The organism is Xenorhabdus bovienii SS-2004 (assembly GCF_000027225.1).
Taxonomy (GTDB): domain Bacteria; phylum Pseudomonadota; class Gammaproteobacteria; order Enterobacterales; family Enterobacteriaceae; genus Xenorhabdus; species Xenorhabdus bovienii_C.
The window spans coordinates 3,288,731-3,312,538 of record NC_013892.1; the positions used below are offsets into that span (position 1 = coordinate 3,288,731).

Genomic DNA, 23,808 nt, shown 5'->3' on the forward strand with positions numbered 1-23,808 from the left:
TTTGACTGGCCTGATAATGGAGGAAGTGTATGAATCATTTATCGCAAGCGACCAACAGCCTGTTGTTGCAGTTGGTGATGGATTTGAAGAACGGCTATATCCGCCGTTGCGAAGCACTGGGGCTGGCACCCTCGGAGATGCTGATGTTACAGAGCCTGACGATTGAGGATTTGCATTATCTGGGCAACAGCCCGGTATCGGTGCTGAGTGTGCAAATTCATCACGCCAATCTGGCCCGCATCTTACATCAGGCGCGTATCGAACAGCAGCGGATACAACGCATTGACCGGGCTCTGGCACTCAGCGGATCGATTGATCTGATGCACTATTTTTTTGGCCTGTCCAGTCTGGAGGTGGCGGCGCGCCGGCGTATTGCCGGTATTGCCGTGAAGTCGGGGCGGGTTTCGGTGCTGACGGAAGCGGAAAACCGTGACCTGTGGCAGCGCTGGCAGGCGGCAAAGATGAGGGATGCGGACAGTGCCGACGGGCTGGATATCATGATGGACGTGGCGGAGCATCATGATATTTCGCTGACGTCCGTCTGGAATGCCGTCAAAGAATGGCAGCAACAGGGTGCATCCGGATCGGTCTCTGTGAAAAAACAGGGATAAAACGGGTCATACAGGAAACGATGTCAGGAAAATTAACCGAAATCATGCCCGGCCTGCATGTGCCGGTAACGGCACCGCTGTCCTTTCGCCGTAAGGCGCAATATCAGGTGAAATGTTATCGGCGGGGTCAGCGTAATTACGTCCGGCTGAAGGAAAAAGGCACCGGGTATCTGAAAATCAACGTAGGGCTGTTCTGGCGGCTGTTAAGCCGTGACAGCGGGCAGTCGTGGGAGCTGATGCACCACGAACGCTACAACAATGAAATTCGTAAATCGTAAATGTGACTGAAGTCGTGTCATTCTGCGCCTTGTGCAACGCCACAGGGTGCAGCCCTGACATTATTTTTACAGATTAACACCGGAGAGAAGGGATCATGATAAACCTGTCAGCAGACAGCTTAATTGCCCACACTATGGCCAAAATGAAAAGCCGTCTGGAACAACGCCCCGACGATGACGTTTCACAGCTGCGCAGTGGTCTGCTGTTTATGGGTAACATTCAGGATGCCTATCCCCGTCGCCTGTTACTGGATGATCGCCTGTCACCACTGGATAAAACGGGCTGGATGATGATCCGTTTGTATGCGCAACAAAATGAAGGGGCGGTTTTCCCCAGCTACGATGAATTGCAGCTGCTGCTGGCCTCGCCCTATAAAGGCAAAGCCTCCCGTGAAACCGTCAGCCGGGTATTGCTGATGCTGCGAATAACCGGCTGGCTGAGTTTATGCAAGCGTATCCGCGACGAGCATGGGCGGGTGCGGGGCAATATCTATGCGCAACACGATGAACCGCTGACCTGCCGTGATGCCGAGATTCTCGATCCTCACTGGCTGGATACTGTGGCAGAAGCCTGTCGCAGCAAAAACCGCACTATCAGCCAGACGGCACGGGAGGTACTGACTGACATTCAAGAAGATCCACTGATGCGTCATCGTCACAGTCATATCCGTTTGCTGGAAGCGCGGCTGAATGCGGTGCAGACGCCACAGCAAAGGGTCATGAGGCAGGCGCTTCAACAGGGAAAACAGCAAACCGAACTCAGGGAAATGAAACCGGGTTCGGAAACCGAATCCGGTCAGTTAAAAGGGCAGAATAAGCCGAATTCGGAAACCGAACTCAGCATGAAATCAATGACTTGTCGTCAAACCACTAAACCGAACTGTTATGTACGTTCTTTCACACAGAGTGTGAATAAAAAAACATACGTAGATACACCGTCCGCTATTTTTCTGCCGGAAAAGTTATGCAGGCAACTGGAGCCGGAAGATGGGGGGATGCTGAACAGCCAGTTGCAGGCACTGCCTGCTGAACAGGCGCAGGCTGTGTTGACTTGTCTGGATAAGGCGTTACAGGCAGGTAAAATCGGTAATCCGGTCGGCTGGCTGCTGGCGATGATGAAACGGGCACGGGAGGGAAAACTGTATGTGCAGGCCGAACCGGCTGTCACGACGACGGCGGCTGCGAAGAAACCCGTTGAATTCACACGGGAAACGGCGCGTTCTGTTCCCCCCTCTTCACAAGCCCATGTCAGCAGTGTAGTGAAAGACATTCGTCAGCGGCTGGCGCAGGCAAAATATCACCGTGATGACATGGGGTAAAAACCGGGTTGTGTTGCCCGGAACAGCCATGATTAAAAATTATACTGGTGTGCCCGGGGCACAGGCGACTAAAAATTGTGCTGCCTTGTTTGAGGCAGGCAAGTCTGAAAATCTACCGTATTGCCTGAGACAGCAGTGGTTGAAAATCATACTGGTGTGCCCGGGGCACAGGCGACTAAAAATTGCGCTGCCTTGTTTGAGGCAGGCAAGTCTGAAAATCTACCGTATTGCCTGAGACAGCAGTGGTTAAAAATAATACTGGTGTGCCCGGGGCACAGACGGCTAAAAATTGTACTTTATTAGCCGGGCGACAAAGACGATAAAAATAATCTTTTCTACGATCCCGAAAAGGGGTCGTTTTTTCCTTTTTTCATAACTGATTATCTATTGAGTCGCAGACACCTTTCCCCTGATAGTCCCACAGACATAAACCGACCAAACAGGAGTTGCTCTTTATGTCTGAACCTGATGAAAAAACCGCACCGTCGCCCCCCCGTCGTGCCGGTGCACTGAAATCCACGTTAACCATTGAACTCCATACCCACTACGCCATCCGCCTCTGGGCAGGGCGTAAAAAAGAAGACGTCACCGGCCGCCGTCAATACCCGGACATTATCGGCATGCCGCAGGTAATTAAACGGGCGGGCACCATCAGTGAGGATGCGGCTGCCGATAACCCGTATGCCGACAGCTGGCTGATGAAACTGGAACAGGCCCTGGTGGCGGCCTCGGCCAGCCTTCAGCAGCGTATTGCCACCTTGCAGGAAACACTGAACGCCCTGCCGGCACAGGTGACGTTATCCGCGGTTTCCTCTGTTGAACCGCTGAATATCGGGGTCTACAGTCACTCCCCGCTGGGTTACCGCTGTGTCTGGCTGTTGGTCGGTTTCGACCAGCTGGCGATGAAAACCTTTCAGGCGTTTCATTACGGTTTTATTTCTCGTTCAGAGCGGGATGCGTTGCTGCATAACGGCAGTCGGGTGATCCGCCAGATTTATGGTCTGGTGCGTTCTTACCGCCCTCTGAAGGTGACCCGTGCGGATATTGAGGAAAAAACACCGGCTGGCCTTGAAGCCATTAAATGGCTGGGCGAACCGGACCCCGATATTCTGTCGGGCCGGCTGCGTTCTGATTTTTCACCCCCCCTGCGCACGGTGGCTCAGGATGCAGGGAGGGGGTGATATGCCACTGTATTTATGTGAAAAGCCCTCTCAGGCCAGAGATATCGCCCGGGTGCTGGGCGTGAAGCAGCGCGGACAGGGCTATCTCTTTGGCGACAGTATTACTGTCACCTGGGCTATCGGGCATTTGCTGGAAATGGCTGCACCCGAGCACTATGGTGAACAATTCGGCCCGCCGTGGCGCATGGAACCCCTGCCGGTGCTGCCTGTGCAGTGGCAATGGACTGTGAAGAAAGAGACCGCCGATCAGTTTGCGGTGATCAGACAATTACTGAAACAGGCCGACGAAGTGATTATCGCCACTGATGCTGACCGTGAAGGGGAAGTGATTGCCCGTGAACTGCTGGAGTATTGCCGTTTTACCGGCCCCGTCAGACGGCTGTGGCTGTCTGCGCTGGATGAAACCAGTATCCGGCAGGCACTGGCCGCGATATTACTGGGGGAGCAAACCGAACCACTCTGGCAGGCCGGACTGGGACGGGCACGGGCGGACTGGCTGATGGGAATAAACCTGACCCGCCTGTATACCCTGAAAGCGCAGGCACAGGGATTTGGTGAGGTGCTGTCCATCGGGCGGGTACAGACGCCGACACTGGCACTGGTCGTGAACCGTGATAACGATATCGCCCGGTTTGAGCCAAAACCCTACTGGCAGGTGATGGCCGCATTGCAAAAAGATGACATTAGCTTTCGGGTTAAATGGCTGCCTGCGCCCGACGATTGCGATGAAGAAAAACGCTGTATCCGGGAGGATATCGCGCAGAGTGTGGTTCAGCGTTGTCAGCAGGCACAAGATGCCGTGGTGACTGAACTCACGCAGAAACGGGAAAAAACCCCGCCGCCGCTCTGTTTTGATTTGGGGATGCTCCAGCAGGTAGCCTCCCGTCAATGGGGAATGGGGGCCGGTCAGGTACTGACGATTGCCCAGTCGTTGTATGAAATCCATAAAGCGACCACCTACCCGCGCACGGATTGCGGTTATCTGCCGGTTTCAATGCGGGAAGATATTCCGGCCGTGTTCACCGCACTGACCCGTACCGATCCTGCGATGAATGCCATTATCAGCCAGCTGGATGCCAGCACTCTCTCCCGAGTCTGGAATGACAGCCAAATCACGGCGCACCATGCCATTATTCCGACCCGCCACACTTTTGATATGACGAAACTGACCGCGGACGAATTAAAGATCTATCAGTTGATCCGCCACTATTATCTGGCGCAGTTTCTGCCCGTACAGGAAACGGATGTGACTGACGTGACATTCACTATCGGCGGGCAGGTATTTCAGGCGAAAGGGCGGGTCAGTGTGGTCACGGGCTGGAAGACGCTGTTTGCCGATGAAAAACAGGTGCAGGAGCAGGACGACAATACCGCGCTGCCTGCATTGAAAAAAGAGGAAATCTGCCCGGTACTCCGTGCAGAAATACAGCCCCGGCAAACCCGGCCGCCTGCGCCTTTTACCGAAGGTACGCTGATTGCCGCCATGAAAAATGCCGCTGCGTTTATCCACGATCCGCAGCTTAAAAAAGTGCTGCGGGAAAATGCCGGGCTGGGCACGGAGGCCACCCGGGCAGGTATCATTGAAGCCCTGTTTAACCGTCAGCTGCTGGCGCGAAAAAAGAAAAACCTGCATGCAACGCCGCTGGCGCAGGAGCTGATTGCCGGGCTGCCGGACGTCCTGACCCATCCGGGGATGACTGCGCTGTGGGAACAGTCTCTGGACGACATTGCCCGGGGCCGGGCCACACTGGATGGCTTTATGCAGAAACAGGCACAATGGCTGGCGCATTTAGTGGAAAAGGGCAAAACACAGCCGATCCGGTTTACCCTGCCGAAAACCCCGGCGTGCCCGCGCTGTGGCGGCCCGATGCAAAAACGGGCGGGAAAAACAACCCCGTTCTGGGGCTGCACTCGCTATCCGGCATGCAAAGGGATGCTGAACGCTAACGCGGTGACCGGCTCCCGAAAAACCCGGCGGGGAAATTCACCGGACTGAAAATGGGATTAAGGATTGACCGCACGGACTGGTGCTTTAAAAATCATGCTGTTTTAGCCGAAAACTCCCGTAGCCTGAAAGGGAGCGCATGATTGCGGTACATCTGCCCACCTTTGAAAGCAGATATTGTCAGTCCAGTGGCAGTGAAGGTTTTTTTATTCTTTATCAGTACGTCAGCAACGTATGCGTCTGACACCCGGCGGGAAAAATCATTCCCGTCAGGGGACAGGATTTTCTCCGTCACACCTTATTTTTTACCTGCATGGAGAACATCGAATGTCTGAGAACACCGCATCCTTAACCAAAAACGACTATTTCAACCTCAATATTAAAGGACTGGGCTATCTGAATAACATCCGCCATGTCAGCACTGCCAGCGGAACGTTCCTGAGCTGTGTGATCAATGCGCTGAACGGACCAGGTGATAACCCGGTTTATGTGCGTTTTGATATCACCGTGGTCGGCAAGGAAGCGACCAGTCTGGTCGGCCGTTGCCAGAAGGCGGTAGATGAGGATAAAAAAGTGTTGCTGGGCTTTACCTTAAGCAATCCCTCGACTGATATCTTTACCCTGAAACGCGGAGACCATGCCGGTGAACAGCGCGTCAGCCTGAAAGCCCGTCTGATTAAGGTTGACTGGATTAAAATCGGTCAGGAGAAAGTGTATCAGGCCGAACAATCCGACTCGATGCCGCCTCAGAACGGCATCACGCAAAAAGAATATGCAGAGAACTCTTTCTGATATTCCGCTGAGCTGCCCTGAACGTTCAGGGCAGGTCTTTATTAATGACCAAAAATAAAAGGATATCGTGATGAATGCTGCACCGATTGGGTTTCTGGCCCTGCAATATTGCCATAAACAACTGCCGTTAATCGTTTTGCGCCGCCGTGCGGGGTTTTATATCGGCACGATGGATGAAGGCATTCCCTGCTCTCGTGAGTCAGTGGAGTATTTTGCCCGACGTGAACAGGCGGAGTTTGCCCTGAAACAGGGGCAATGGACACAACGTCACCCCCGATAACAGGAGAAAACAAGATGTCTTCACGCGGTGTGAACAAAGTCATTTTACTTGGTTATCTGGGACAAGACCCGGAAATCCGTTACCTGCCGACAGGGGGTACCGTGGCAACACTTTCACTGGCTACGTCAGAAAACTGGAAGGATAAACAAACCGGCGAATTGCGGGAAAAAACCGAATGGCACCGGGTGGTGATCTTCGGCAAGTTAGCAGAAATTGCCGAGGAATATTTGCATAAAGGGACTCAGGTTTACATTGAAGGGCAACTGCAAACGCGTAAATGGCAGGATAATCAGGGTCAGGATCGCTATTCAACGGAAGTGGTGGTAAATGTGAATGGTTCGATGCAGATGTTGGGGAGCCGTAATGATTCAAAGAGTATGGCACCTCAACAGGCAGGGCATAAGCCAGCACAAAAGCAGCCACCGCCTAAACCCGCTAATCAGGAAAGAAAAAACACGCAGCCGGTACAGGTCTCAGTTTCACCGGAAGAGGATGAAACCGACTGGGATTCGGCGATCCCGTTCTGAATGGTGTTTTTATCATTAACGTATAGCCCTGTGAAAACAGGGCCTGTTTCTATTTTTTCGGAGCAAATTGAATACGTGCTATCAAATTAGTCAGCATTTCTAACCACTGATTAAAATGCGGGCATTGAGAGCGAATGGTATCTAAACCTATATCACCGGCAATCAGTGGGCCATGCAAGGTTTTATGATAATGAGGGATGATGGTTAGAATCCGCTTGGATGGCGCCGTTTGCGGGCTATTATTAATATCCTCCGGGGTAGCAAATTCACTTCTGATGGCTTGTAGTGCAGCAATGGGGGCGCTGTCATCAAGCCAGTCTGCAAATTTTTCGGGTTGGCAAAATAGCAGCGCTTCAAATTCATGTAATAACAGATGGGGAATAAAATTGGCCTGCCCAATATCATCAGCAAAAGCCTGCTCCAGCTTCACTACCCGTTCGCTGGCAGCATTATCCCGTTGTTTGTTGTAATCGGGGAAATCAGTCGGCAGGCCATAGTAGTCGATGAGCGTGGTGACGAACGCACTGGGATCTTGCCGACACAAGCGGGTAATCTGGTGTTTTACTTTGCCATAACTTGTGATCCCGCCTTTTTGGCTGGCACTCGTCTGAGCCAATATAGGGGACAGGTAGATTTGCTGTGCAGAAAAATAAGGTGCCAGCACATCCCGCACGAAAGTTTCTTCTGTCTGCCCTTCGACAAAAACATTGATGCGGATCATCGTTGTGGTCTCCCGCCGAGTAAGTTTTTCTTCCATAATTCCCCGAGGCTATAGTCTTCAAGCCATTCAGAAAGCATTTCATGATTCAGGCGTTTAAAAGTGGAGGCGCCTTGTTGCTTGTCGACAACAATCAGATCGTCAGCATCAAATTGGTTAACCAGTTCGACCGACTGGGTAGAAATAATAATTTGATGTTTATTGCTGGCATTTTTGATCAAACCTGCCAGTACGTTAATGGCATAGGGATGGAGTCCGAGTTCAGGTTCATCAATAATAATTGAGCCGGGCATATAATTTTCGGGTTGCAGCAATACGGTAGCCAATAAAATAAAGCGCAGAGTGCCATCAGATAGTTCACTGGCTTTAAAAGGAATGTCCTGCTCTTTTTCTGTCCATTCGAGTTGAATGTAATCGGCATTATCCGGAGTGGATCGCAGGTAAAAATCACCAAAAAACGGTGCAACCATCTGAAGGGTTTTGATAATGCGCCTGTAATGCTGCGGATGATGTTTTTGCAGGCGATACAGAAATGCCGCTAAATTGGCACCATCCTCCCGCAGATAATCATTGTCATTAATACGATGAGTTTGTTTAACTCTGGCACTGTCACTCGTATCATGAAAATGGTACACCCGCCAACGGAGCATGGCAGGTAAGGTATCATCGTTGATGCCTGTGTGATGTTTATCGACCTGAGATTCAAAATGACCCGAGCCGATATCATAATCACCGCTGATATTCCCAAAAAGTGATTCATGCCGGAACATCATACGATTGTCATTGGTGGATTCCAGTTCAAATTTATAGCCATTGTGACCAAAATAAAGTTCAGAACTCATATATTCGGTTTTCTTACGGCTAAAATGCAGCAATGTATCAGGGCCGCCCATTTTGCCAACAAGAGACTGTAGACGATGATCAAGTACGGTGGCAATGAGGCGAAAGAAACTGATAAAATTTGATTTTCCAGCACCATTGGCTCCAATGAGTACATTCAGGCATCCCATCGGTAAATCACATTCCGCAATAGATTTGTAGCCTGTTATCTTAATTCGGCTTAAATGGTCATTATTGGTTACTGGTTTCATAATATTGCCTTTTCAGCATTATGCGATTCAAGTTTGCCTTATTATACACTTTTCTGACTGCGGCTTAATGGGTATAATCGTGGTTAAGTACACCTGCCACGCTGAGTCTTTCATTGAGAGAATGCGCAAATAGGCGGGTTTTTTTATGTGTTAAATTGATGCAGAAGGCATAATCCAACAATTTTATTAACTTGTTAAACTTACACATTCGATTATTGAATTAGATAACGGAATTCGTTAAAGTAAAAAAGCTATCGGCAAAATCCGATAGTGAGGAATCTCAGGCCTCATAAAAACACTCCACTGGTAGGATGTTTCTACCAGTGTGCCTGTTATCGCACCTTCTATGGCGGTTCAGGCGGGGGAGACTAACGTCTCACCGGTTGAGTGTACCCGGTACCTGAGAATCCCTGTCTTGAATCGCCACCATTCAATAATCAAAAGAAGGGGAAGCAGGTATGACTATGACTCACACTCAGAAAGACTGGCACCCAGCCGAAATTATTTGCGCATTACGCAAGCGTGGTACAACACTCGCCGCCGTCTCCCGCGAAGCCGGATTAAGCTCTTCAACTCTCGCCAACACCCTGTCCCGCGCCTGGCCAAAAGGGGAATGGATCATTGCAAATTATCTCGATGTTCATCCCTCTGAAATCTGGCCGAGTCGTTATTTTGACCAATATGGTCAGTTGATTGAGCGTACCGTGCGTAAAACGGTTTCAGCAGAATCTTCAGAGCAATAAGCGATAACGTTTTTATTTCCTAAAAGGCAGTTTCAGTTGTTGATTGAATAAATCCTGTTATTTCCTGCACATTGGCGCTTTGCGCTTTGATTGCCGGGCAGGAATAACAGGAATGAGAATAACCGTATTAATGGGTGTATTGGTCACTATCCTGACGGGTTGCAATGCCCCGTCAAATAAACCGCCGTCTCAATGTGCTTCCGAAAAAGCCATTTCAGCAACGCAGCTCACGCGCAATATTCAGCCCGTCTCACCCGATATTTATCAACAAGCGCCGGAAGTAGTCCGTTACGGTCGTTATATCCTGGTAAGTACCGACCCAACAGCAGCACAGCGTGATCCGCTTTCCCAATTGATTGAGGTTCATATTCCGGCGTCTCAGCATCCCACGGTAGCCGATGCCCTGCGTGACGTATTACGCCAGTCGGGTTATCGGTTATGTGCGCCTGAAAAAACCAATGACATTTTATATCGCCAGCCGTTGCCGTCTGTGCACTATCAGTTAGGCCCTGTCCGGCTGCGTACCGCTTTGCAGCTTATGGCAGGCCCGGCCTGGCAACTGGAGGTGGATGAGGTGCAACGTGAGGTTTGTCACCATTTGCGGCCGGGTTATCAGCTTCCACAACCCCGGCAGGGAAAGCAGCCATGAGATTACATCAAATCGGTCTGGTAACGTGGATAGTGCTCATCAGCCCAACATGGGCAGCCACACCGTCACCCTTAACGTCGCAGCAGGCACATACGGTGGAAAGCCAAAAGCAAACATTGAGAATACAGGCCGGGCAATGGGGATTGAGCACGGATGAATATCGGCGTTATCAGCAATTATTGAATGGTCCAAGGGGAATTCAGTCGCCGGGGCTTGATCCGTTGACAACCCTGGGGATTGAAGCTGAAAGTGATGCAGAACGCCGCCGTTATGCTGAGCAGTGGGTCAAAGCGGAATTTGCCCGCACTGAAAAAGAACTGCGTTTTCAGCGGGAAGTGGATGCCGCCTGGCAACGATTATTTCCGGATATGTTGCCGGTCAATATGGAGAAATCCGGTGAGGCAAAGGGGCGTTTGGCGTTGTTTGTCAAAATCAACGATTGCCCGCCGTGTGACGCCCGTTTAGCGGAAGTTCTGGCATTGATGCAACCGATTGACATTTATCTGGTCGACAGCAAGGGCAATGATGACACACTACGGCAATGGGCCAAAAAACACCGTATCCCCGTTGAACGGGTACGCAACCGACACATCACATTGAATCATGATGCGGGGTACTGGTTCCGGTTCGGGCAGGGCATCATGCCGATTTTATTACGGCAGGGAGAGCAGGGATGGCAAATCACATCATTATGAAACGGCTGAGTGTATTTCCCGTTATCGGCCTGTTATGGATAAGTGCCTGCCATGCTGAACTGAACATCATTGCCGATTTAGGCGGCAAAGATGCCTCGCCTTTTTATGAAAGCATTAATGCTGAGCAACGCGATGAGCCTGTGTCATCGGTGCAAAATTCCTCACCTGAAATGGCAGGTGAAGCGGCGATGTTGCCTGTCAAAACACTGGAGCTGACGCCGGGAAAAGTGTCAAGCAGACCACTGCAATTGCCGGGAATTGGGGCACTGTTTCTGATTGGGGATGATCCCGGTTCACGCCGGTGGTTAAGCCAGAATGCGGCCACATTGACGAAACTGCATGCTGTGGGTCTGGTCGTCAATGTCAGGGAAATGGCGGGTTTGCAGTCACTGCGGGCATTGGCACCGGATTTATTGTTATCGCCTGCTTCCGGCACCGAGCTGGCTCGTCGATTGCAACTGCAACATTATCCGGTGTTGATCACGGAAACTCAACTTTCCCAACAGTTATCACCATGAGCCGCCATTATGTGGTTGAAGCCCTGCTGCGTCCTGCCGTCGAGCTGAATACTGCGGTGGTCTCAGTCGTTGCGGCTTTTGTCTGTATCAGGGCGCCTTGGGCCATCGCACTGGCACCTTCAGTCAGCTATGTCATGGCAGGCGGTTTTGCCGTACTGGCAATGATACGCACATGGCAGGGTATTCAGGTCATCCGTTATCGCAGAAACCTGCGTCGCCTGCCACGTTACCAGATGAGCACCAGGCAAATTCCCGTCAGTCACCGGCAGTTGTTTCTGGGCAGGGGATTTCGCTGGCAACAGAAGCATACCCAGCGTTTGCAGGATACGCGACGACCGGAGGTCGAACGATTTGTGCAACCGTCTCAGGCTTATCAGCTTGCCCGCGCACTGGAGCGTCGAACTGAATACCGTTGGCCGGCATTATCTGCGCTATTACGCAAAGACTCGCCATTTAATCCGGTACGTCCGCTGCCACCAGTGGGCGGTAATCCGGCACTCCACGGGATTGAACCACAGGAGACTGATGTTTTTATGGATCTGCGCGAACGGGTCGGGCATACGCTGGTGATGGGGACTACCCGTGTGGGAAAAACCCGGCTGGCTGAACTGCTTATCACGCAGGATATCCGGCGCGGTGAAGTGGTGATCGTCTTTGATCCCAAAGGCGACGCTGATCTGTTAAGGCGCATTTGGGCAGAAGCGCACCGCGCGGGTCGCGGCAATGAACTGTCCCTCTTTCATCTGGGCTGGCCGGAGATTTCGGCGCGTTATAACGCCGTCGGGCGGTTTGGCCGGGTGTCCGAAGTGGCTTCCCGTCTGGCCGGTCAGCTCAGCGGCGAAGGCAACAGCGCCGCGTTCCGTGAATTTGCCTGGCGGTTTGTCAATATTGTTGCCCGAGCTTTGGTGGCTCTGGGGCATCGGCCGGATTACCAGCTCATCACCCGCTACGTCAATAATATCAGCGAACTGTATCAGCGCTATGCCACCCGAATGATGGAGGAAAGACAGCCGGATCTGCTGGCGCAAATCAATCATTCCCTCAGCAAACTGAAAGAAAAAGACATTCCGCGCAATATGCAGGGGCAACCCGATGCCCTCCGGCTCTGGGCGATGGAAATGACGCTGAGTTCTGACGCAGGCAAGCAACTCTATGACCCGATTCTGGATGGTCTGCGTTCTGCCGTGCGTTATGACCGTACCTATTTTGATAAAATTGTCGCGTCCTTATTGCCGCTGCTGGAGAAACTGACCACAGGCAAAATTGCGGAATTATTGTCACCGGATTATCTCAATATGGCGGATCTGCGTCCTATCTTCGACTGGGAACAGGTGATCCGCAAAAATGGGATTGTCTATATCGGGCTGGATGCGCTGTCTGACAGTGATGTGGCCTCGGCGGTAGGCAACAGCATGTTTGCAGATTTGGTCAGTGTCGCCGGGCAAATTTACAAATATGGCATGAACGCCGGATTGCCGGTACGTCATGACGGTAAGCTAGCGATTAACCTGCATTGTGATGAATTCAATGAACTGATGGGCGATGAATTTATTCCGCTGATTAATAAAGGTGGCGGCGCGGGCATGCAGGTGACGGCATATACCCAGACCTCCTCCGATATCGAGGCCCGTATCGGCAGCATGGCCAAAACGGCGCAGGTGATAGGTAACTTCAACACTTTGATTATGTTGCGTGTGCGGGATAACCGGACGGCAGAACTTCTCACCAGCCAGCTGCCGGAAGTGGAAATCTACAGTAAGACCCTGGTATCGGGGCATTCAGATATTGCTGATGTTGAACAGGGGCAGGATTTTACCTCGTCCACACAAGATAGGGTAGGCACCGTCAAAACACCACTAATTACGCCCGCTGAAATGATTAACTTGCCGAAAGGGCAGGCGTTTGCGTTATTGGAAGGTGGGCAGTTGTGGAAAATCCGTATGCCTTTGCCAACGGGAGATGACGATGATGCTCTGATGCCGGCCAATTTGCAGAACATCGCTGAACAGATGCGCAGGCACTACCGCACCAGTGAAAATTGGTGGGAAGAGAAGGGGTAGTTTCCGGTTATGGCTCAATCAGAAAATCCCTCCCGTCAATCTTCCCAACCGCCCCGCAAGCATGGCCTGTTGTATCGTCTGTTATGGGAATGGCCGTGGCAACTTATTGGGTTTATGGTGATGTCCTGGCTATTCAGCCTGTTACTGGAATATCTCGGTATGGCTTTTTTCTGGCCGGAACAGGGCGCCGCTCACAGTCAGAACATGATGAAGACAGAGCTTAACTATCTCTCCTCAGAATTTACCCGAAGTCTGTTGCTGTCAGAACCCTCACAAACCGTTTCGGCAGGGTTGGCGCAAGCCTATCAATGGCTGTTTGTGGACAGTGGTTTTATGAACTGGGTTCAGGGACAATCACAATATCAGTTCCATAGCCGTAATGATTTTATGCGTGAATTAAATTCCGTATTACAGGGTGTATCGGGCTATTTGCAAGAATATTGGCTGGCCACGGTGTTTATCACGATGGTGACGCTGATCCGACTGGTAATTTTGTTGTTATACGTACCCTTATTTGTGATGGTGATTTTGGTGGCACTGGTTGACGGGCTGGGACGTCGGGACTTACGACGTTACGGAGCCGGGTATGAATCCAGTTTTGTCTATCACCATGCCAAGCGAGGGATAAAACCGGCCTGCACGGTTCCCTGTGTACTGTATTTATCGTGGCCGAATGTGGTGTATCCTATGGTGATATTGTTGCCAGCAGCGCTATTTTTAGGTATGGCAGTGGTGATCACCACATCGATGTTTAAAAAGTATTTATAGTCTGACGTACTTTCAAAAACAGAAAGTACAAATGTCGCTGTGGATTTTATTGAATTAATTTGATTAAAGAATTTTTGTCATCTTGCCTCGGTATTAATTGTTAAAAGGAATCAATAATGGAAAATCAATTTGATACATTTTTGTCTGCTATAAAAAGGAAAAATAAGAATACAGTCCTTAATCCAATGCCCAGCGAAAAATTGAATCGTCTTCGTCTGCGAAAATACCGCGCCCCAAACAGAACAGAAACTGCACCTCTACCGAAGAGCCTCTCCGCGTTACTTGCTTATGATTGCGATCTCACCAACCCTTATGGCAATAAAGTATTTGAATATCTCATTGATTCAATAGAAAAAAATATAATAACCTCATGGGATCCTGATGAATTTGCTTTTTATGGTTCCTATTATGTCAGTAACATTCCTGACGTTGAAATGGAAGATTTAATGCCAATCTGGAATGATTCGCCTGATTTACCTGCTCTATTTTCGATCGCTCATCCGGGAGACCAACGTATTTGGATTTATACGTCTGAACTGGATGAAAATGGTGAATACCCGATTACAAGGCAAGAAGTGGAGGAGTTTTGGTTATCTGAGTGCTCTCTAATAGATTACTTATCAGGTATTTTCGAGATCGTGGAAGAAATTGATCCTGAGAATACATTTCAGGAGAAACGGGAGAAATATGAATTGAGAGACGCTGCATTATTAGAAAAAGAAAGGCTTCATGAAGCCTTTTACGAAAAAATGGCAGCGTATGAGGATTAATATCCTTTTTATTAGAAGAATTATTCTGATGCTCTACGATGATGCTGTGTATGGTGACGCGGATGGCAGTCTCAATATTTAAAAAGTATTTATAGCTAATGATGCTGGACGCTGAACTGCAAAACGGGTTTTGTTTTGCAGTTCAGCGTCAGCAGACAAGCCGCCCAGCGGCGCGTCAGTCTTTCAGGCTAATGCTGGTACTTTGACGGTGCATTCACCACCTGCGTCATCCACTCAAACCCGTCACACGCTTTACAGATACGGTTATCCTGCTTCGGGTCAAAATGGTAGTGATGATGCGAAATATCTTCACAATACCCCACAAACGGCTGATCGATACGATGCAGCTGAAGAGTCGCCGCTTGCTCTCTGGAGGCAGGAAAAAATGCGCCGCCGATTTCTGCAAACAGTTCGGTATCATCCTGTTGTGCACCACAGTGTTCGCAGTGGTTTATCCAGTGCTGCCGGTGCAGTCGCTGGCTGACCGCTTTGCGAAGGCGGTGGTGAAAACCGGGCAGCACGTTACGCACGAGTGAGGGAATATCGGCGAGATAAAACAAAAACGCCGGGCTGTCCTGCTCTGTGTAGTCAACTTCCGTGCCGGGTTCATCGCCGTTATCCGCTTCCAGTAGCTGGTGTCCGGCAGGCAGCATAAACGCCGTCACGGTGGTGTGTTCATGACAGTGCGGGCAGGATGTTTGGGTCTGGGCGAGATACCAGAATTCAGCGTGCACATTGTAGAACGGCAACCAGTTCATAAACGGCGTCGGGTCAAAACTGTTGTCAATATACCAGATTTGGGCGGCGGCATCCCAGTGTGCACCCAGCTTCCGTGCCTGCTCGTATTCATCATCGGGGACGTTTAAATCAATCCGCAGCATGTGTTTTCCTTCATTCTTAAATCGTTAACCAAATAAATTAGTCAGACTATTTAGCTAATTTTCACCAAAGCATAAAGAGTTTATTGCTGATCTGCCCTAAAAAACCCCGCATCCTCGGCATCCTGAAATCCGTAACGAGGTGAATGTTTATGCACGGTTACTTTTCCCTGTCCCGTTCTGCCTGTCTGCTGAGTCTGATCCTGATGTGTGTACCGATTGCGCAGGCGGCCGAGAAAGACGAACTGGCGAGTGCAAAAAATCTGATTGAGCAGGTGCAGATGGCACTGGAGCGCGCAAACCTCGCTGAAAAGCAGGCTGACACCCCAACCCGCCCTCGCTATGACTTTGATTACCTCCGTATCAAAGCGGATCTCAACACCATTAAATCCGGTATTGATCACTACCTGACCCCTTCCCGCGCCCAGCAGCAGGAATCAAACGTGTTATCCGGTCATTACCGTCAGGAACGCCCGTAATGACGGAGGCACAACGCACTGCCTTTACCGTGGCCTCGGGGCATTTTGATATCACTTTTCTGTATCTGGTCTGCGTCGGATTTTTCCTGGCCACCCTGTTTCTCTGGGCCGCCTGGGCCGCGGTCGATGTCTGGAACGGCTGGGCGAATGAAAAAGTACGTAACCAGACCATCAGCCAGTTTGCCATGCGAACCGCCATCTTACTGGTGGTTGCGGTCTGGATGTTTGCCAGCTGATGCAACGAACATAATGAAAAAGGAATGGATTGAACATGAAGCCAATTTTTACCGTCTGCCGTCGTCTCAGTGCGAATCTGATAACCAGAATAAGCACACTCCTTTTGCTGTTCGGCTTTTCCTGTCAGTCCGCCTGGGCGGATTTACCTGCCATCGAACCGCCAAAAAGTGGCGGCGGGGGCGGATTACTGGGACAGGTGAAAGGCTATGCGCAGGATGGCATTGTGATTGGCGGGCTGATCCTTTCGGCAGTGGCGTTTTTTAAGGTCGCGTCGGCGGCGGTTGAAACCTTTTCGGAAGTGCGGGACGGCAAAGCCACCTGGACCCAGTTTGGCTCGATCATCGTGGTCGGCGTAGTGCTATTGGTTGCGGTGATTTGGCTGCTGGCGAAATCGGCCGGCATTATCTTTTGAGGTACCGCTGATGCAGACGATCCCGTTTTTACCCGATCGCTTAAATGCCGAACCGGTCGTATTTCGCGGATTCACCACACCGGAAATGGGGCTGGCCGCTTTGCTGGGGCTGGCATTCGGGTTGATGGTGAGCCTTCCTTTTATCCCGTTAGCCGGCTGGGTCATGATACCGACGGGTATGCTGTTCATGCCCTTGTTATTGATTAGTTTTGGCGGTCGCTGGCTCGCTCAGCTTAAGCGCGGCAAACCGGAAAATTATCTCTGGCTGACACTGGAAGAGAAAAAACGCCGGCTGGGTATCGGTGATCCGGCATTGATTATTGCGGCTCAGGGTTGGTCGTTGCGTCGAAGCAGGCTGACTCATCGTAACGGGAGCCTGCGATGAGCCGGTTTCGTCATGCGCTGAAAAACCGTGACCAGCATATTCTGACCCTGCGGCTTGTCTGCGGGGTGCTGATACTGGTCTTGCTGATTACGCTCACGGGCTGGATGACGTCACCGCGTAGTCTCACCATCCATAATCCGCCGGACTTACGCAGCGGCAGCACCCGCCCGTGGTGGGAAGTGCCTGCGCCGAGTGTCTACAGTTTTGCCTTTTATCTTTTCCAGCAACTGAACGCCTGGCCGAAAAACGGGGCACAGGACTACCCGGCTAAAATTGCGGCTTTGTCGCCTTACCTGACCCCCGCCTGTCAGGATTTTTTGCAGGAGGATGCCAAAACCCGGGCCGACAGTGGTGAGCTGCTTGATCGGGTGCGGGTGGTGTATGAGATCCCCGGCCGGGGCTACGGGACGAAAAGTGTGACGGTGCGTAACCGGGATAACTGGGTGGTGCGGCTGGATTTGGTGGCCGATGAATATTATCACGCCGAGCCGGTCAAACGGGCGCTGGTGCGCTATTCCCTGAAAGTGGTGCGCTGGGAGGGCGATGCGGAGCGTAATCCTTTCGGGCTGGCACTGGATTGTTACGACAGGATGCCGCAGCGTCTGGAAGCGATGCCGCAACCTGTGGAAGAGAAAAAGGGGGTGTTCCAATGAAAAGATATCCATCTTGCTCTTCTGCCTGTTTTTGGCTGGGATTGGTCAGCCTCGTGCTGTTCAGCCTCGGTGCAAAGGCTGATGAACTGATGAAATGGGAACGCATTCCGTTATCCATTGCCCTCAAGGTAGGTCAGGAGCGGATTATTTTCGCAGACAGAAATGTCCGTGTTGGTTTGTCTCCGTCACTCAGCGATAAACTGCGGGTGCAGAGCGCAGGGGGAGCCATTTACCTGAAAGCCAGCCAATCTTTTCCGTCTACCCGTCTGCAATTGCAGGACAGTGAAAACGGCGAAATTATCTTACTGGATATTACCGCCACCAAAACGGGGCCAACGGAACCCGTCCGCATTCTTTATCCGGATGAAAAAAATTCTGTACCAAAAGAGGGGGCACCGCATCAGAGAAAATCAGCACCTTTGGCTCCCGCGCCTGTGATATTAACCCGCTATGCCGCTCAGCAGCTTTATGCCCCGCTGCGTACCGTCGAGCCGGTTACGGGGATCCACCCGGTCAGTCTGCATTTACCCGCCGCCATCACCACCGTCTATCCGTCGGAACCGATTGCGGTTTCCCCGCTGGCCGGCTGGGGCATGCAAAATTACACGGTGGTAGCCCTGAAACTGCGTAATACGGCCAAACGCAACATTACGCTCGACCCACGAGCCTTGCAGGGGCAATTTGTCGCAGCAACGTTTCAGCATCGTTGGCTGGGTGAAGCAGGGACACCGGAAGATACCACAGTGCTGTATCTTGTGACCCGAGGACAGCCGGATAATGCTTTTATCCCTGAGCCGGTAACAGTGAAACCGGGAGGCCGTCATGCAGGTTAAATCCAACAGTCTGGTGAAAATCCTGGTGCCGATGGTGCTGATGGTCGGCGGGTTTATCGGCATCAAAAGTTGCAGCTCAACCGACACTACCGCGCCCGATACGCCACCCAACAATGTCCTGGCCACATTGTCACCGGAGGAGTTACAGGCGCTGGGTGTCGGCGGTGATACGCCGGAAGATACCTTGCGTACGCTGGTGGGAACACTCAATAAAGTGCGGTCAGAGCAGCAACGCTTAGGTCAGCAGAATGCCGATATCCTGAAAGAAAATGACCAGTTAAAAAATCAGCGTCAGGATGTCGCCGGTCAGATAGACGCGGCGGTGGCAGCTATCCGGCAGGACGATGAACAGCGCCGGCGTGAATTACAGGATGAACAGCAGGGATTGCTGGCACAGATTGATTTACTGACGGAACGCTTAAATTCAGCGCCTTTGTCTGCGCCGGACAGTCCGATACCACTTGGGTCGGGAAGTATTCCGTATTCTGCCAATGCAGGCACAGGGCAGAATGAACTTATCTGGATAACACCGGCCGATGAAAAGCCCGCAGACATACAAACCCCCGGCAGTGGAAAAGCCACGGCGCAGTTCCCGACCTCATTTTTAAGTGAACAGTCAGCCGCCGGGCAAAGTAAGCCCCAAAGCCCATCGCTTCAAAACCCATCAAAGGAAGAAAATGAACAGCCGGTCTATACCCTGCCTGAAAATGCCACGTTAGTGGGCAGTCAGGCCATGACCGCGTTATTAGGCCGTGTTCCCGTCAATGGTGCAGTGACTGACCCTTATCCATTCAAAATCCTTATCGGCAAAGACAACCTGACGGCCAACGGCATTGAACTGCCGGAGGTGGAAGGGGCGGTGGTGTCCGGCTCAGCCAGTGGCGACTGGACACTCTCCTGCGTGCGCGGTCAGGTCAATTCCATCACGGTTGTTTTTCAGGATGGCACGGTGCGTACCCTGCCGGGCAGCGGGCAAAACAACAATACCAGCGCGAACGGCATCGGCTGGCTGTCTGATGAAAACGGCATTCCCTGTATCAGCGGTGAGCGCAAATCCAACGCCGCCACCTATCTGCCGACCCTGTTTGCGCTCTCGGCCATGCATTCGGCCGGCGATGCCCTGAGTGAAAGTCAGCGTACTGCCCAGACCAGCGGCACAGGCGGTATCACCACCGCGTTAACGGGCAATGCCGGACAGGCCGCATTGGGCAAAGCGATGTCAGGTGGCATGAATGACATGAGCGAATGGCTCAGACAGCGCTACAGCCAGACGTTTGATGCGATTTACGTCCCGCCCGGTGCCCGTGTTGTGGTGCATATCACACAACGCCTGGCGATTGATTACGAAACGAAAGGACGTAAGGTGCGCTACGGCGTGCGTGAGGCCGCCCAACGTGACAATCAGGAAGCATTAGATTAATGGAAAAGACCCCTTCTCAGTGGATATTCAGTGCGGGTTCCCCGTATTGCCTGCAAGTGCCGGTGACGTCACGGGCTGAACCCGCACAGGTACAGCTTTACTGGCGTACAGTGCGCAAAAAAGAGTGTCGGTTGTATCTTTCAGCCGGCAGAGAATGTCAGCCGTTGAGTGACGGAGATTTTACTGTTTTCCGCCTGACGGAAACCCAGTGGCAGGCAGTGGTGGACGGTAAAGTCAGCATGGCGCCTGAACAGTGGAAGCCTTTGCCTTTTACCTTATCAGAGCTGGCAGTACACCCGGAATTTGCCACGTTTACCGTCTTTGGCACCCCGGAGACCGCCGTATGTGGAAAATAAAATATTATGGGATAGTGTGTCTGGCGGGGTTACTGGCCGGCTGTGCTACCTCGAAAGAGACCTTATTACCTGCCGGAGAGCAAACGGTGCTGGCAATGTGGCAGGGGAATAAGGCCGGTCATGCCACCGCATCGGCAAGGGAAACATTGCGCCGTTCTTTAACTGTATCTGAACGGCTCAGGGCACTGGAAGAACCCTATCATTACAGCCGTTCAGCCGCGCAGGAAATCAGCCAACAGTTTCCCCGCTTACCCAATCCCGATATGGTGATGTATGTTTTTCCGCATCTGGTCGCCGGCAATACGCCGATACCGGGCTACAGCACGGTGTTCCCATTTTACAGCCAAGTACAATATGCCCTGTCGGGTGAACGCACGGAGGCACTGTAATGGAAAAACCCAAGGCACTGAACCGTCCCGGTAAATTGCGTGAGGCGGATGAAACTACTATTTACCATGCAAACCCTTCCATCATCGATTACCTGCCCTGGGTGGAATATCTGGAAGACGGGCAATGTTTATTGTTGGATGACGGGATTTCCGTCGGCGCGGTCTATCAGATTGAATCCATTGCCACCGAAGGCCGTCCCGCTGAGCGGTTGACTGAAATCCGGGATCAACTGGAAGATGCGATCCAGGACAGTCTGGAAGAAGATGATATTTCGCCGTGGGTGGTGCAGTTTTTTTGTCAGGATGACGATGATCCTGCTGACTATCTCAACACCTTGCGGGGCTATGTGAAACCCTGGGCACAGGGAACACTGTTTACTGACGCCTTTCTGACGGAATCAGAGCATCACCTGAACAGCATTGCCCGGCCTGACGGGATATTTCAGGACAGCTTAATCACCGGGCAACCGTGGCGGGGCCAGCAACGCCAGACCCGTATGGTGGTTTATCGGTGGCTGCCTGACGGGCGCAGATCCCATGTTAGCAATCCGGCCTTATCAGCGGTGGCTGCGCTCAATCAGGTCTGCGAACGTCTGGTCTCGTCACTGGCTTCTGCCGGTGTGATTGCCCGCCGACAACATGGCGGCCAGATCCACAGTTGGCTGTTACGTCACTTTAATCCGGCACCGGATTGGGGGATGGCAAAAGCCGATTTTTACCATACGGTGAGTTATGGTACCACCACCCTATCGGATCTCCCCGTCAACAATGACTTTGCTGAAAGCCTGTGGTTTACCCCGCCGGTGTCTGATCCCGACGCGGGCGTCTGGTGGTTTGACGGGTTACCGCATAAAGCGGTGCTGGTTGAGCGTCTGCGCCGTCCGCCGGAACCGGGAACACTGACAGGCGAAGTGAAACGGGGCGACAATATCAATACTCTGATGGATATGATGCCGGCAGGGACGGTAGTTTCGCTGACCATTGTGGCGCAGGCACAGGACAGGCTGGAAGAGGATTTTACCCGGCTGACGAAAAATGCGGTGGGAGAAAATACTGAATCGCTGCGCGTCCGGCAGGATGTGCAGGAAGTGAAAGAACTTCTGGGGCGGCGGCATAAATTGTACCGCAGTGCGCTGGCCTTTCTGGTGCGGGGCAGGGATCTGGATGATATAAACCACCGGGTACATCAATTATCCTCCACCCTGCTGACAGCCGGATTACAGCCCGTCCGGCCGGAATTCAGTGTGTCACCGCTGAATGCCTGGTTACGGGCACTGCCGATGTGCTTTAACCCGCAGAAAGACAAAAAACACGGGTACAGCCGCCTGACCTGGGTACAGCATCTGGCCGGGTTATTGCCGGTGACAGGTCGTTCGACCGGCACCGGGCATCCGGGGTTCAGTTTCTTTAACCGGGGCGGGGCACCGCTGACCTTTGATCCGATGAACAAACAGGATCGCACCCAGAATGCCCATTTACTGCTGTTTGGTCCGACCGGCGCGGGGAAATCCGCCACCCTGTGCGCCTCGCTCATCCAGTTAATGGCAGTACATCGGCCGCGTCTGTTTATTGTGGAGGCGGGAAACAGTTTTGGCTTGCTGGCCGATTACTATGAAAGTCTGGGGCTGACGGTCAATAAAATCGGTATCAGACCGGGTTGTGGCGTCAGTCTGGCGCTGTTTGCCGATGCCCATCAACTGTTGAAACTGAGTCCCAAGCAATTGCGCATTAATGAAGCCGATATCCCCGATACCGATGAACAACAGGAAGAGGAGGGGGATGAACAGCGCGATATCCTGGGCGAAATGGAAATTGCCGCCCGACTGATGATCACCGGTGGTGAGAAAAGAGAAGAAGAACGCCTGACCCGCTCTGATCGCGGTTTAATTCGTGAGGCCATTATGATGGCGGCGCAGACCAGCTTTAACGAGAAACGCCAGATGGTGGCCTCGGATTTACAGAATGCCCTTTATGCCATCGCCCGTAATCACCGGCAGGATGAACACGGCCAGCCGTTAATCACCGCTCACCGACGGGCACGGGCAGATGAAATGGCCAGCGCCATGTCAATGTTTACACAAGGCTTTGAGGGTGAACTGTTTAACCGCCCCGGTACGTCGTGGCCGGAAGTGGATGTCACCCTGATTGATTTGGGCACACTGGCACGGGAGAACTACTCGGCGCAAATGGCACTGGCGATGGTGTCACTCATCAACAAAGTCAATAACCTGGCTGAACGGGATCAATATCAGGATCGCGAACTGCAACTGGTGATTGATGAAGGACATATCACCACCACCAACCCGCTGTTATCACCCTATATGACTAAAGTGGTCAAAATGTGGCGTAAACTGGGGACCTGGCTGTGGCTTGCCACCCAAAACCTGGCGGATTACCCCGATACTGCTGAAAAGATGCTGAATATGGCTGAATGGTGGCTGTGTCTGACCATGCCACCGGATGAAGTGGAGCAAATCGCCCGGTTTAAGAAACTGACGGAAGAGGAAAAAGCCGTATTGCTCTCTGCCAGCAAATTACCCCGTTGTTATACTGAAGGTGTGGTATTAGCGAAAAAAATCGAAGCCTTGTTTCGGGTGGTGCCCCCAAGCCTGTATCTGGCGCTGGGGATGACGGAAAAAGAAGAAAAAGCCGAGCGTAGGGCGTTAATGCGTGAACATCAGTGCAGTGAACTGGAAGCCGCTTTTCTGGTGGCCAGAAAAATGGATATCGCACGGGGGTTAAAGGTTGATTCCGGTTCTGTATGAACAAACAAGTCATTGATTATATTTTGTGATGGAATGTATCTAATGCCTTCATTTTT

Annotated in this window: 29 protein-coding genes; 25 read left to right on the plus strand and 4 right to left on the minus strand. The window is 51.8% G+C overall.

Annotated features, from left to right (window positions below):
• Positions 1 to 29: 29 nt before the first annotated feature.
• The 5 genes from XBJ1_RS14370 (at position 30) to XBJ1_RS14395 (ending at position 5,385) form a co-directional block, all read left to right on the plus strand.
• Positions 30 to 611 (plus strand): DUF2857 domain-containing protein, encoded by a 582-nt coding sequence (locus tag XBJ1_RS14370; RefSeq protein ID WP_012988061.1) that lies wholly within the window; start codon positions 30 to 32, stop codon positions 609 to 611.
• A 20-nt stretch (positions 612 to 631) separates the two neighbouring features.
• Positions 632 to 889 (plus strand): hypothetical protein, encoded by a 258-nt coding sequence (locus XBJ1_RS14375; protein WP_012988060.1) that lies wholly within the window; start codon positions 632 to 634, stop codon positions 887 to 889.
• Positions 890 to 984: 95 nt separating this feature from the next.
• A complete protein-coding gene (locus XBJ1_RS14380) occupies positions 985 to 2,208 on the plus strand; it encodes an STY4528 family pathogenicity island replication protein (protein ID WP_012989725.1) in 1,224 nt (407 codons plus the stop codon).
• A 455-nt stretch (positions 2,209 to 2,663) separates the two neighbouring features.
• Positions 2,664 to 3,389 carry a PFL_4669 family integrating conjugative element protein gene (locus XBJ1_RS14390; protein ID WP_012988058.1) on the plus strand — a complete coding sequence of 242 codons (726 nt, stop codon included), beginning with the start codon at positions 2,664 to 2,666 and terminating at the stop codon, positions 3,387 to 3,389.
• Between the two features lies 1 nt (position 3,390).
• On the plus strand, positions 3,391 to 5,385 hold the full coding sequence (locus tag XBJ1_RS14395) for a DNA topoisomerase III (RefSeq protein WP_012988057.1): 1,995 nt from the start codon (positions 3,391 to 3,393) through the stop codon (positions 5,383 to 5,385).
• Between the two features lie 43 nt (positions 5,386 to 5,428).
• Here the strand turns inward: XBJ1_RS14395 and XBJ1_RS14400 are convergent, their stop codons facing one another.
• On the minus strand, positions 5,429 to 5,629 hold the full coding sequence (locus XBJ1_RS14400; protein WP_038198592.1) for a hypothetical protein: 201 nt from the start codon (positions 5,627 to 5,629) through the stop codon (positions 5,429 to 5,431).
• Between the two features lie 32 nt (positions 5,630 to 5,661).
• Between XBJ1_RS14400 and XBJ1_RS14405 the strand changes: the two genes are divergently transcribed.
• The 3 genes from XBJ1_RS14405 to ssb all read left to right on the plus strand — a co-directional run bounded on the left by XBJ1_RS14405 (position 5,662) and on the right by ssb (position 6,933).
• Positions 5,662 to 6,126: an STY4534 family ICE replication protein gene (locus tag XBJ1_RS14405; RefSeq protein WP_012988056.1), complete on the plus strand. Its 465-nt coding sequence runs from the start codon at positions 5,662 to 5,664 to the stop codon at positions 6,124 to 6,126.
• Positions 6,127 to 6,196: 70 nt separating this feature from the next.
• The gene (locus XBJ1_RS14410) at positions 6,197 to 6,406 is read left to right on the plus strand and encodes a hypothetical protein (RefSeq protein WP_012989727.1); all 210 of its coding nucleotides are present in this window, start codon (positions 6,197 to 6,199) and stop codon (positions 6,404 to 6,406) included.
• 14 nt (positions 6,407 to 6,420) lie between these two features.
• Positions 6,421 to 6,933: a single-stranded DNA-binding protein gene (ssb, locus tag XBJ1_RS14415; RefSeq protein ID WP_012989728.1), complete on the plus strand. Its 513-nt coding sequence runs from the start codon at positions 6,421 to 6,423 to the stop codon at positions 6,931 to 6,933.
• Positions 6,934 to 6,982: 49 nt separating this feature from the next.
• On the opposite strand, the gene XBJ1_RS14420 is transcribed toward ssb, so the two are convergent.
• Positions 6,983 to 7,654, minus strand: coding sequence for a DUF4276 family protein (locus tag XBJ1_RS14420; RefSeq protein WP_012989729.1), 672 nt, complete (start codon positions 7,652 to 7,654; stop codon positions 6,983 to 6,985).
• Positions 7,651 to 8,742 (minus strand): AAA family ATPase, encoded by a 1,092-nt coding sequence (locus XBJ1_RS14425; RefSeq protein ID WP_012989730.1) that lies wholly within the window; start codon positions 8,740 to 8,742, stop codon positions 7,651 to 7,653. Before XBJ1_RS14425 ends, XBJ1_RS14420 begins: the two co-directional genes overlap by 4 nt.
• A gap of 458 nt (positions 8,743 to 9,200) precedes the next feature.
• On the opposite strand from XBJ1_RS14425, the gene XBJ1_RS14430 reads away from it, so the two are divergent.
• The 7 genes from XBJ1_RS14430 to XBJ1_RS14460 all read left to right on the plus strand — a co-directional run bounded on the left by XBJ1_RS14430 (position 9,201) and on the right by XBJ1_RS14460 (position 14,945).
• Positions 9,201 to 9,485: a helix-turn-helix domain-containing protein gene (locus XBJ1_RS14430; RefSeq protein WP_012989731.1), complete on the plus strand. Its 285-nt coding sequence runs from the start codon at positions 9,201 to 9,203 to the stop codon at positions 9,483 to 9,485.
• A 112-nt stretch (positions 9,486 to 9,597) separates the two neighbouring features.
• Complete coding sequence (locus XBJ1_RS14435; protein ID WP_012989732.1) at positions 9,598 to 10,134, plus strand: PilL N-terminal domain-containing protein; 537 nt, start codon at positions 9,598 to 9,600, stop codon at positions 10,132 to 10,134.
• Entirely contained in the window at positions 10,131 to 10,829 is a 699-nt protein-coding gene (locus XBJ1_RS14440) for a TIGR03759 family integrating conjugative element protein (protein ID WP_012989733.1), read from the plus strand. The genes XBJ1_RS14435 and XBJ1_RS14440 overlap by 4 nt, the downstream gene beginning before the upstream one ends.
• Complete coding sequence (locus tag XBJ1_RS14445) at positions 10,808 to 11,347, plus strand: integrating conjugative element protein (protein ID WP_012989734.1); 540 nt, start codon at positions 10,808 to 10,810, stop codon at positions 11,345 to 11,347. The genes XBJ1_RS14440 and XBJ1_RS14445 overlap by 22 nt, the downstream gene beginning before the upstream one ends.
• Positions 11,344 to 13,407 carry a type IV conjugative transfer system coupling protein TraD gene (gene traD / locus XBJ1_RS14450; protein WP_012989735.1) on the plus strand — a complete coding sequence of 688 codons (2,064 nt, stop codon included), beginning with the start codon at positions 11,344 to 11,346 and terminating at the stop codon, positions 13,405 to 13,407. The genes XBJ1_RS14445 and traD overlap by 4 nt, the downstream gene beginning before the upstream one ends.
• Positions 13,408 to 13,416: 9 nt before the next feature.
• The gene (locus tag XBJ1_RS14455; RefSeq protein ID WP_012989736.1) at positions 13,417 to 14,175 is read left to right on the plus strand and encodes a TIGR03747 family integrating conjugative element membrane protein; all 759 of its coding nucleotides are present in this window, start codon (positions 13,417 to 13,419) and stop codon (positions 14,173 to 14,175) included.
• A 116-nt stretch (positions 14,176 to 14,291) separates the two neighbouring features.
• Positions 14,292 to 14,945, plus strand: a complete 654-nt coding sequence (locus XBJ1_RS14460; RefSeq protein ID WP_012989737.1) for a DUF5066 family protein — start codon at positions 14,292 to 14,294, stop codon at positions 14,943 to 14,945.
• 188 nt (positions 14,946 to 15,133) lie between these two features.
• On the opposite strand, the gene XBJ1_RS14465 is transcribed toward XBJ1_RS14460, so the two are convergent.
• Entirely contained in the window at positions 15,134 to 15,826 is a 693-nt protein-coding gene (locus tag XBJ1_RS14465) for a DUF5710 domain-containing protein (RefSeq protein ID WP_012989738.1), read from the minus strand.
• A gap of 149 nt (positions 15,827 to 15,975) precedes the next feature.
• Between XBJ1_RS14465 and XBJ1_RS14470 the strand changes: the two genes are divergently transcribed.
• Genes XBJ1_RS14470 through XBJ1_RS14515 form a run of 10 tightly spaced genes read left to right on the plus strand, consistent with a single transcriptional unit; the run spans position 15,976 to position 23,752 of the window.
• Positions 15,976 to 16,302, plus strand: coding sequence for an RAQPRD family integrative conjugative element protein (locus tag XBJ1_RS14470; RefSeq protein ID WP_012989739.1), 327 nt, complete (start codon positions 15,976 to 15,978; stop codon positions 16,300 to 16,302).
• Positions 16,302 to 16,538 carry a TIGR03758 family integrating conjugative element protein gene (locus tag XBJ1_RS14475; RefSeq protein ID WP_012989740.1) on the plus strand — a complete coding sequence of 79 codons (237 nt, stop codon included), beginning with the start codon at positions 16,302 to 16,304 and terminating at the stop codon, positions 16,536 to 16,538. Before XBJ1_RS14470 ends, XBJ1_RS14475 begins: the two co-directional genes overlap by 1 nt.
• Before the next feature lie 35 nt (positions 16,539 to 16,573).
• Positions 16,574 to 16,951 carry a TIGR03745 family integrating conjugative element membrane protein gene (locus XBJ1_RS14480; RefSeq protein ID WP_012989741.1) on the plus strand — a complete coding sequence of 126 codons (378 nt, stop codon included), beginning with the start codon at positions 16,574 to 16,576 and terminating at the stop codon, positions 16,949 to 16,951.
• A 10-nt stretch (positions 16,952 to 16,961) separates the two neighbouring features.
• Positions 16,962 to 17,336 (plus strand): TIGR03750 family conjugal transfer protein, encoded by a 375-nt coding sequence (locus tag XBJ1_RS14485; protein ID WP_012989742.1) that lies wholly within the window; start codon positions 16,962 to 16,964, stop codon positions 17,334 to 17,336.
• Positions 17,333 to 17,989: a PFL_4703 family integrating conjugative element protein gene (locus tag XBJ1_RS14490; protein WP_012989743.1), complete on the plus strand. Its 657-nt coding sequence runs from the start codon at positions 17,333 to 17,335 to the stop codon at positions 17,987 to 17,989. Before XBJ1_RS14485 ends, XBJ1_RS14490 begins: the two co-directional genes overlap by 4 nt.
• Entirely contained in the window at positions 17,986 to 18,822 is an 837-nt protein-coding gene (locus XBJ1_RS14495; RefSeq protein WP_012989744.1) for a TIGR03749 family integrating conjugative element protein, read from the plus strand. Before XBJ1_RS14490 ends, XBJ1_RS14495 begins: the two co-directional genes overlap by 4 nt.
• Positions 18,812 to 20,242 carry a TIGR03752 family integrating conjugative element protein gene (locus XBJ1_RS14500; protein WP_012989745.1) on the plus strand — a complete coding sequence of 477 codons (1,431 nt, stop codon included), beginning with the start codon at positions 18,812 to 18,814 and terminating at the stop codon, positions 20,240 to 20,242. The genes XBJ1_RS14495 and XBJ1_RS14500 overlap by 11 nt, the downstream gene beginning before the upstream one ends.
• The gene (locus XBJ1_RS14505) at positions 20,242 to 20,598 is read left to right on the plus strand and encodes a hypothetical protein (protein WP_012989746.1); all 357 of its coding nucleotides are present in this window, start codon (positions 20,242 to 20,244) and stop codon (positions 20,596 to 20,598) included. Before XBJ1_RS14500 ends, XBJ1_RS14505 begins: the two co-directional genes overlap by 1 nt.
• Entirely contained in the window at positions 20,586 to 20,987 is a 402-nt protein-coding gene (locus XBJ1_RS14510; protein ID WP_012989747.1) for a TIGR03751 family conjugal transfer lipoprotein, read from the plus strand. The genes XBJ1_RS14505 and XBJ1_RS14510 overlap by 13 nt, the downstream gene beginning before the upstream one ends.
• Positions 20,987 to 23,752, plus strand: coding sequence for a conjugative transfer ATPase (locus tag XBJ1_RS14515; RefSeq protein ID WP_012989748.1), 2,766 nt, complete (start codon positions 20,987 to 20,989; stop codon positions 23,750 to 23,752). The genes XBJ1_RS14510 and XBJ1_RS14515 overlap by 1 nt, the downstream gene beginning before the upstream one ends.
• The last annotated feature ends 56 nt before the right edge of the window (positions 23,753 to 23,808 follow it).

Bases quoted from the DNA above. Each gene is read 5' to 3' on its own strand.
- XBJ1_RS14410 (WP_012989727.1), top strand. From the start codon at position 6,197: ATGAATGCTGCACCGATTGGGTTTCTGGCCCTGCAATATTGCCATAAA.
- XBJ1_RS14430 (WP_012989731.1), top strand. From the start codon at position 9,201: ATGACTATGACTCACACTCAGAAAGACTGGCACCCAGCCGAAATTATT.
- XBJ1_RS14500 (WP_012989745.1), top strand. From the start codon at position 18,812: ATGCAGGTTAAATCCAACAGTCTGGTGAAAATCCTGGTGCCGATGGTG.
- XBJ1_RS14505 (WP_012989746.1), top strand. From the start codon at position 20,242: ATGGAAAAGACCCCTTCTCAGTGGATATTCAGTGCGGGTTCCCCGTAT.
- XBJ1_RS14470 (WP_012989739.1), top strand. From the start codon at position 15,976: ATGCACGGTTACTTTTCCCTGTCCCGTTCTGCCTGTCTGCTGAGTCTG.
- XBJ1_RS14390 (WP_012988058.1), top strand. From the start codon at position 2,664: ATGTCTGAACCTGATGAAAAAACCGCACCGTCGCCCCCCCGTCGTGCC.
- XBJ1_RS14425 (WP_012989730.1), bottom strand. From the start codon at position 8,742: ATGAAACCAGTAACCAATAATGACCATTTAAGCCGAATTAAGATAACA.
- XBJ1_RS14435 (WP_012989732.1), top strand. From the start codon at position 9,598: ATGAGAATAACCGTATTAATGGGTGTATTGGTCACTATCCTGACGGGT.
- XBJ1_RS14405 (WP_012988056.1), top strand. From the start codon at position 5,662: ATGTCTGAGAACACCGCATCCTTAACCAAAAACGACTATTTCAACCTC.
- XBJ1_RS14380 (WP_012989725.1), top strand. From the start codon at position 985: ATGATAAACCTGTCAGCAGACAGCTTAATTGCCCACACTATGGCCAAA.
- XBJ1_RS14440 (WP_012989733.1), top strand. From the start codon at position 10,131: ATGAGATTACATCAAATCGGTCTGGTAACGTGGATAGTGCTCATCAGC.
- XBJ1_RS14445 (WP_012989734.1), top strand. From the start codon at position 10,808: ATGGCAAATCACATCATTATGAAACGGCTGAGTGTATTTCCCGTTATC.
- XBJ1_RS14485 (WP_012989742.1), top strand. From the start codon at position 16,962: ATGCAGACGATCCCGTTTTTACCCGATCGCTTAAATGCCGAACCGGTC.
- XBJ1_RS14375 (WP_012988060.1), top strand. From the start codon at position 632: ATGTCAGGAAAATTAACCGAAATCATGCCCGGCCTGCATGTGCCGGTA.
- XBJ1_RS14475 (WP_012989740.1), top strand. From the start codon at position 16,302: ATGACGGAGGCACAACGCACTGCCTTTACCGTGGCCTCGGGGCATTTT.
- XBJ1_RS14465 (WP_012989738.1), bottom strand. From the start codon at position 15,826: ATGCTGCGGATTGATTTAAACGTCCCCGATGATGAATACGAGCAGGCA.
- XBJ1_RS14370 (WP_012988061.1), top strand. From the start codon at position 30: ATGAATCATTTATCGCAAGCGACCAACAGCCTGTTGTTGCAGTTGGTG.
- XBJ1_RS14510 (WP_012989747.1), top strand. From the start codon at position 20,586: ATGTGGAAAATAAAATATTATGGGATAGTGTGTCTGGCGGGGTTACTG.
- ssb (WP_012989728.1), top strand. From the start codon at position 6,421: ATGTCTTCACGCGGTGTGAACAAAGTCATTTTACTTGGTTATCTGGGA.
- XBJ1_RS14495 (WP_012989744.1), top strand. From the start codon at position 17,986: ATGAAAAGATATCCATCTTGCTCTTCTGCCTGTTTTTGGCTGGGATTG.
- XBJ1_RS14395 (WP_012988057.1), top strand. From the start codon at position 3,391: ATGCCACTGTATTTATGTGAAAAGCCCTCTCAGGCCAGAGATATCGCC.
- XBJ1_RS14480 (WP_012989741.1), top strand. From the start codon at position 16,574: ATGAAGCCAATTTTTACCGTCTGCCGTCGTCTCAGTGCGAATCTGATA.
- XBJ1_RS14490 (WP_012989743.1), top strand. From the start codon at position 17,333: ATGAGCCGGTTTCGTCATGCGCTGAAAAACCGTGACCAGCATATTCTG.
- XBJ1_RS14455 (WP_012989736.1), top strand. From the start codon at position 13,417: ATGGCTCAATCAGAAAATCCCTCCCGTCAATCTTCCCAACCGCCCCGC.
- XBJ1_RS14420 (WP_012989729.1), bottom strand. From the start codon at position 7,654: ATGATCCGCATCAATGTTTTTGTCGAAGGGCAGACAGAAGAAACTTTC.
- XBJ1_RS14515 (WP_012989748.1), top strand. From the start codon at position 20,987: ATGGAAAAACCCAAGGCACTGAACCGTCCCGGTAAATTGCGTGAGGCG.
- XBJ1_RS14460 (WP_012989737.1), top strand. From the start codon at position 14,292: ATGGAAAATCAATTTGATACATTTTTGTCTGCTATAAAAAGGAAAAAT.
- traD (WP_012989735.1), top strand. From the start codon at position 11,344: ATGAGCCGCCATTATGTGGTTGAAGCCCTGCTGCGTCCTGCCGTCGAG.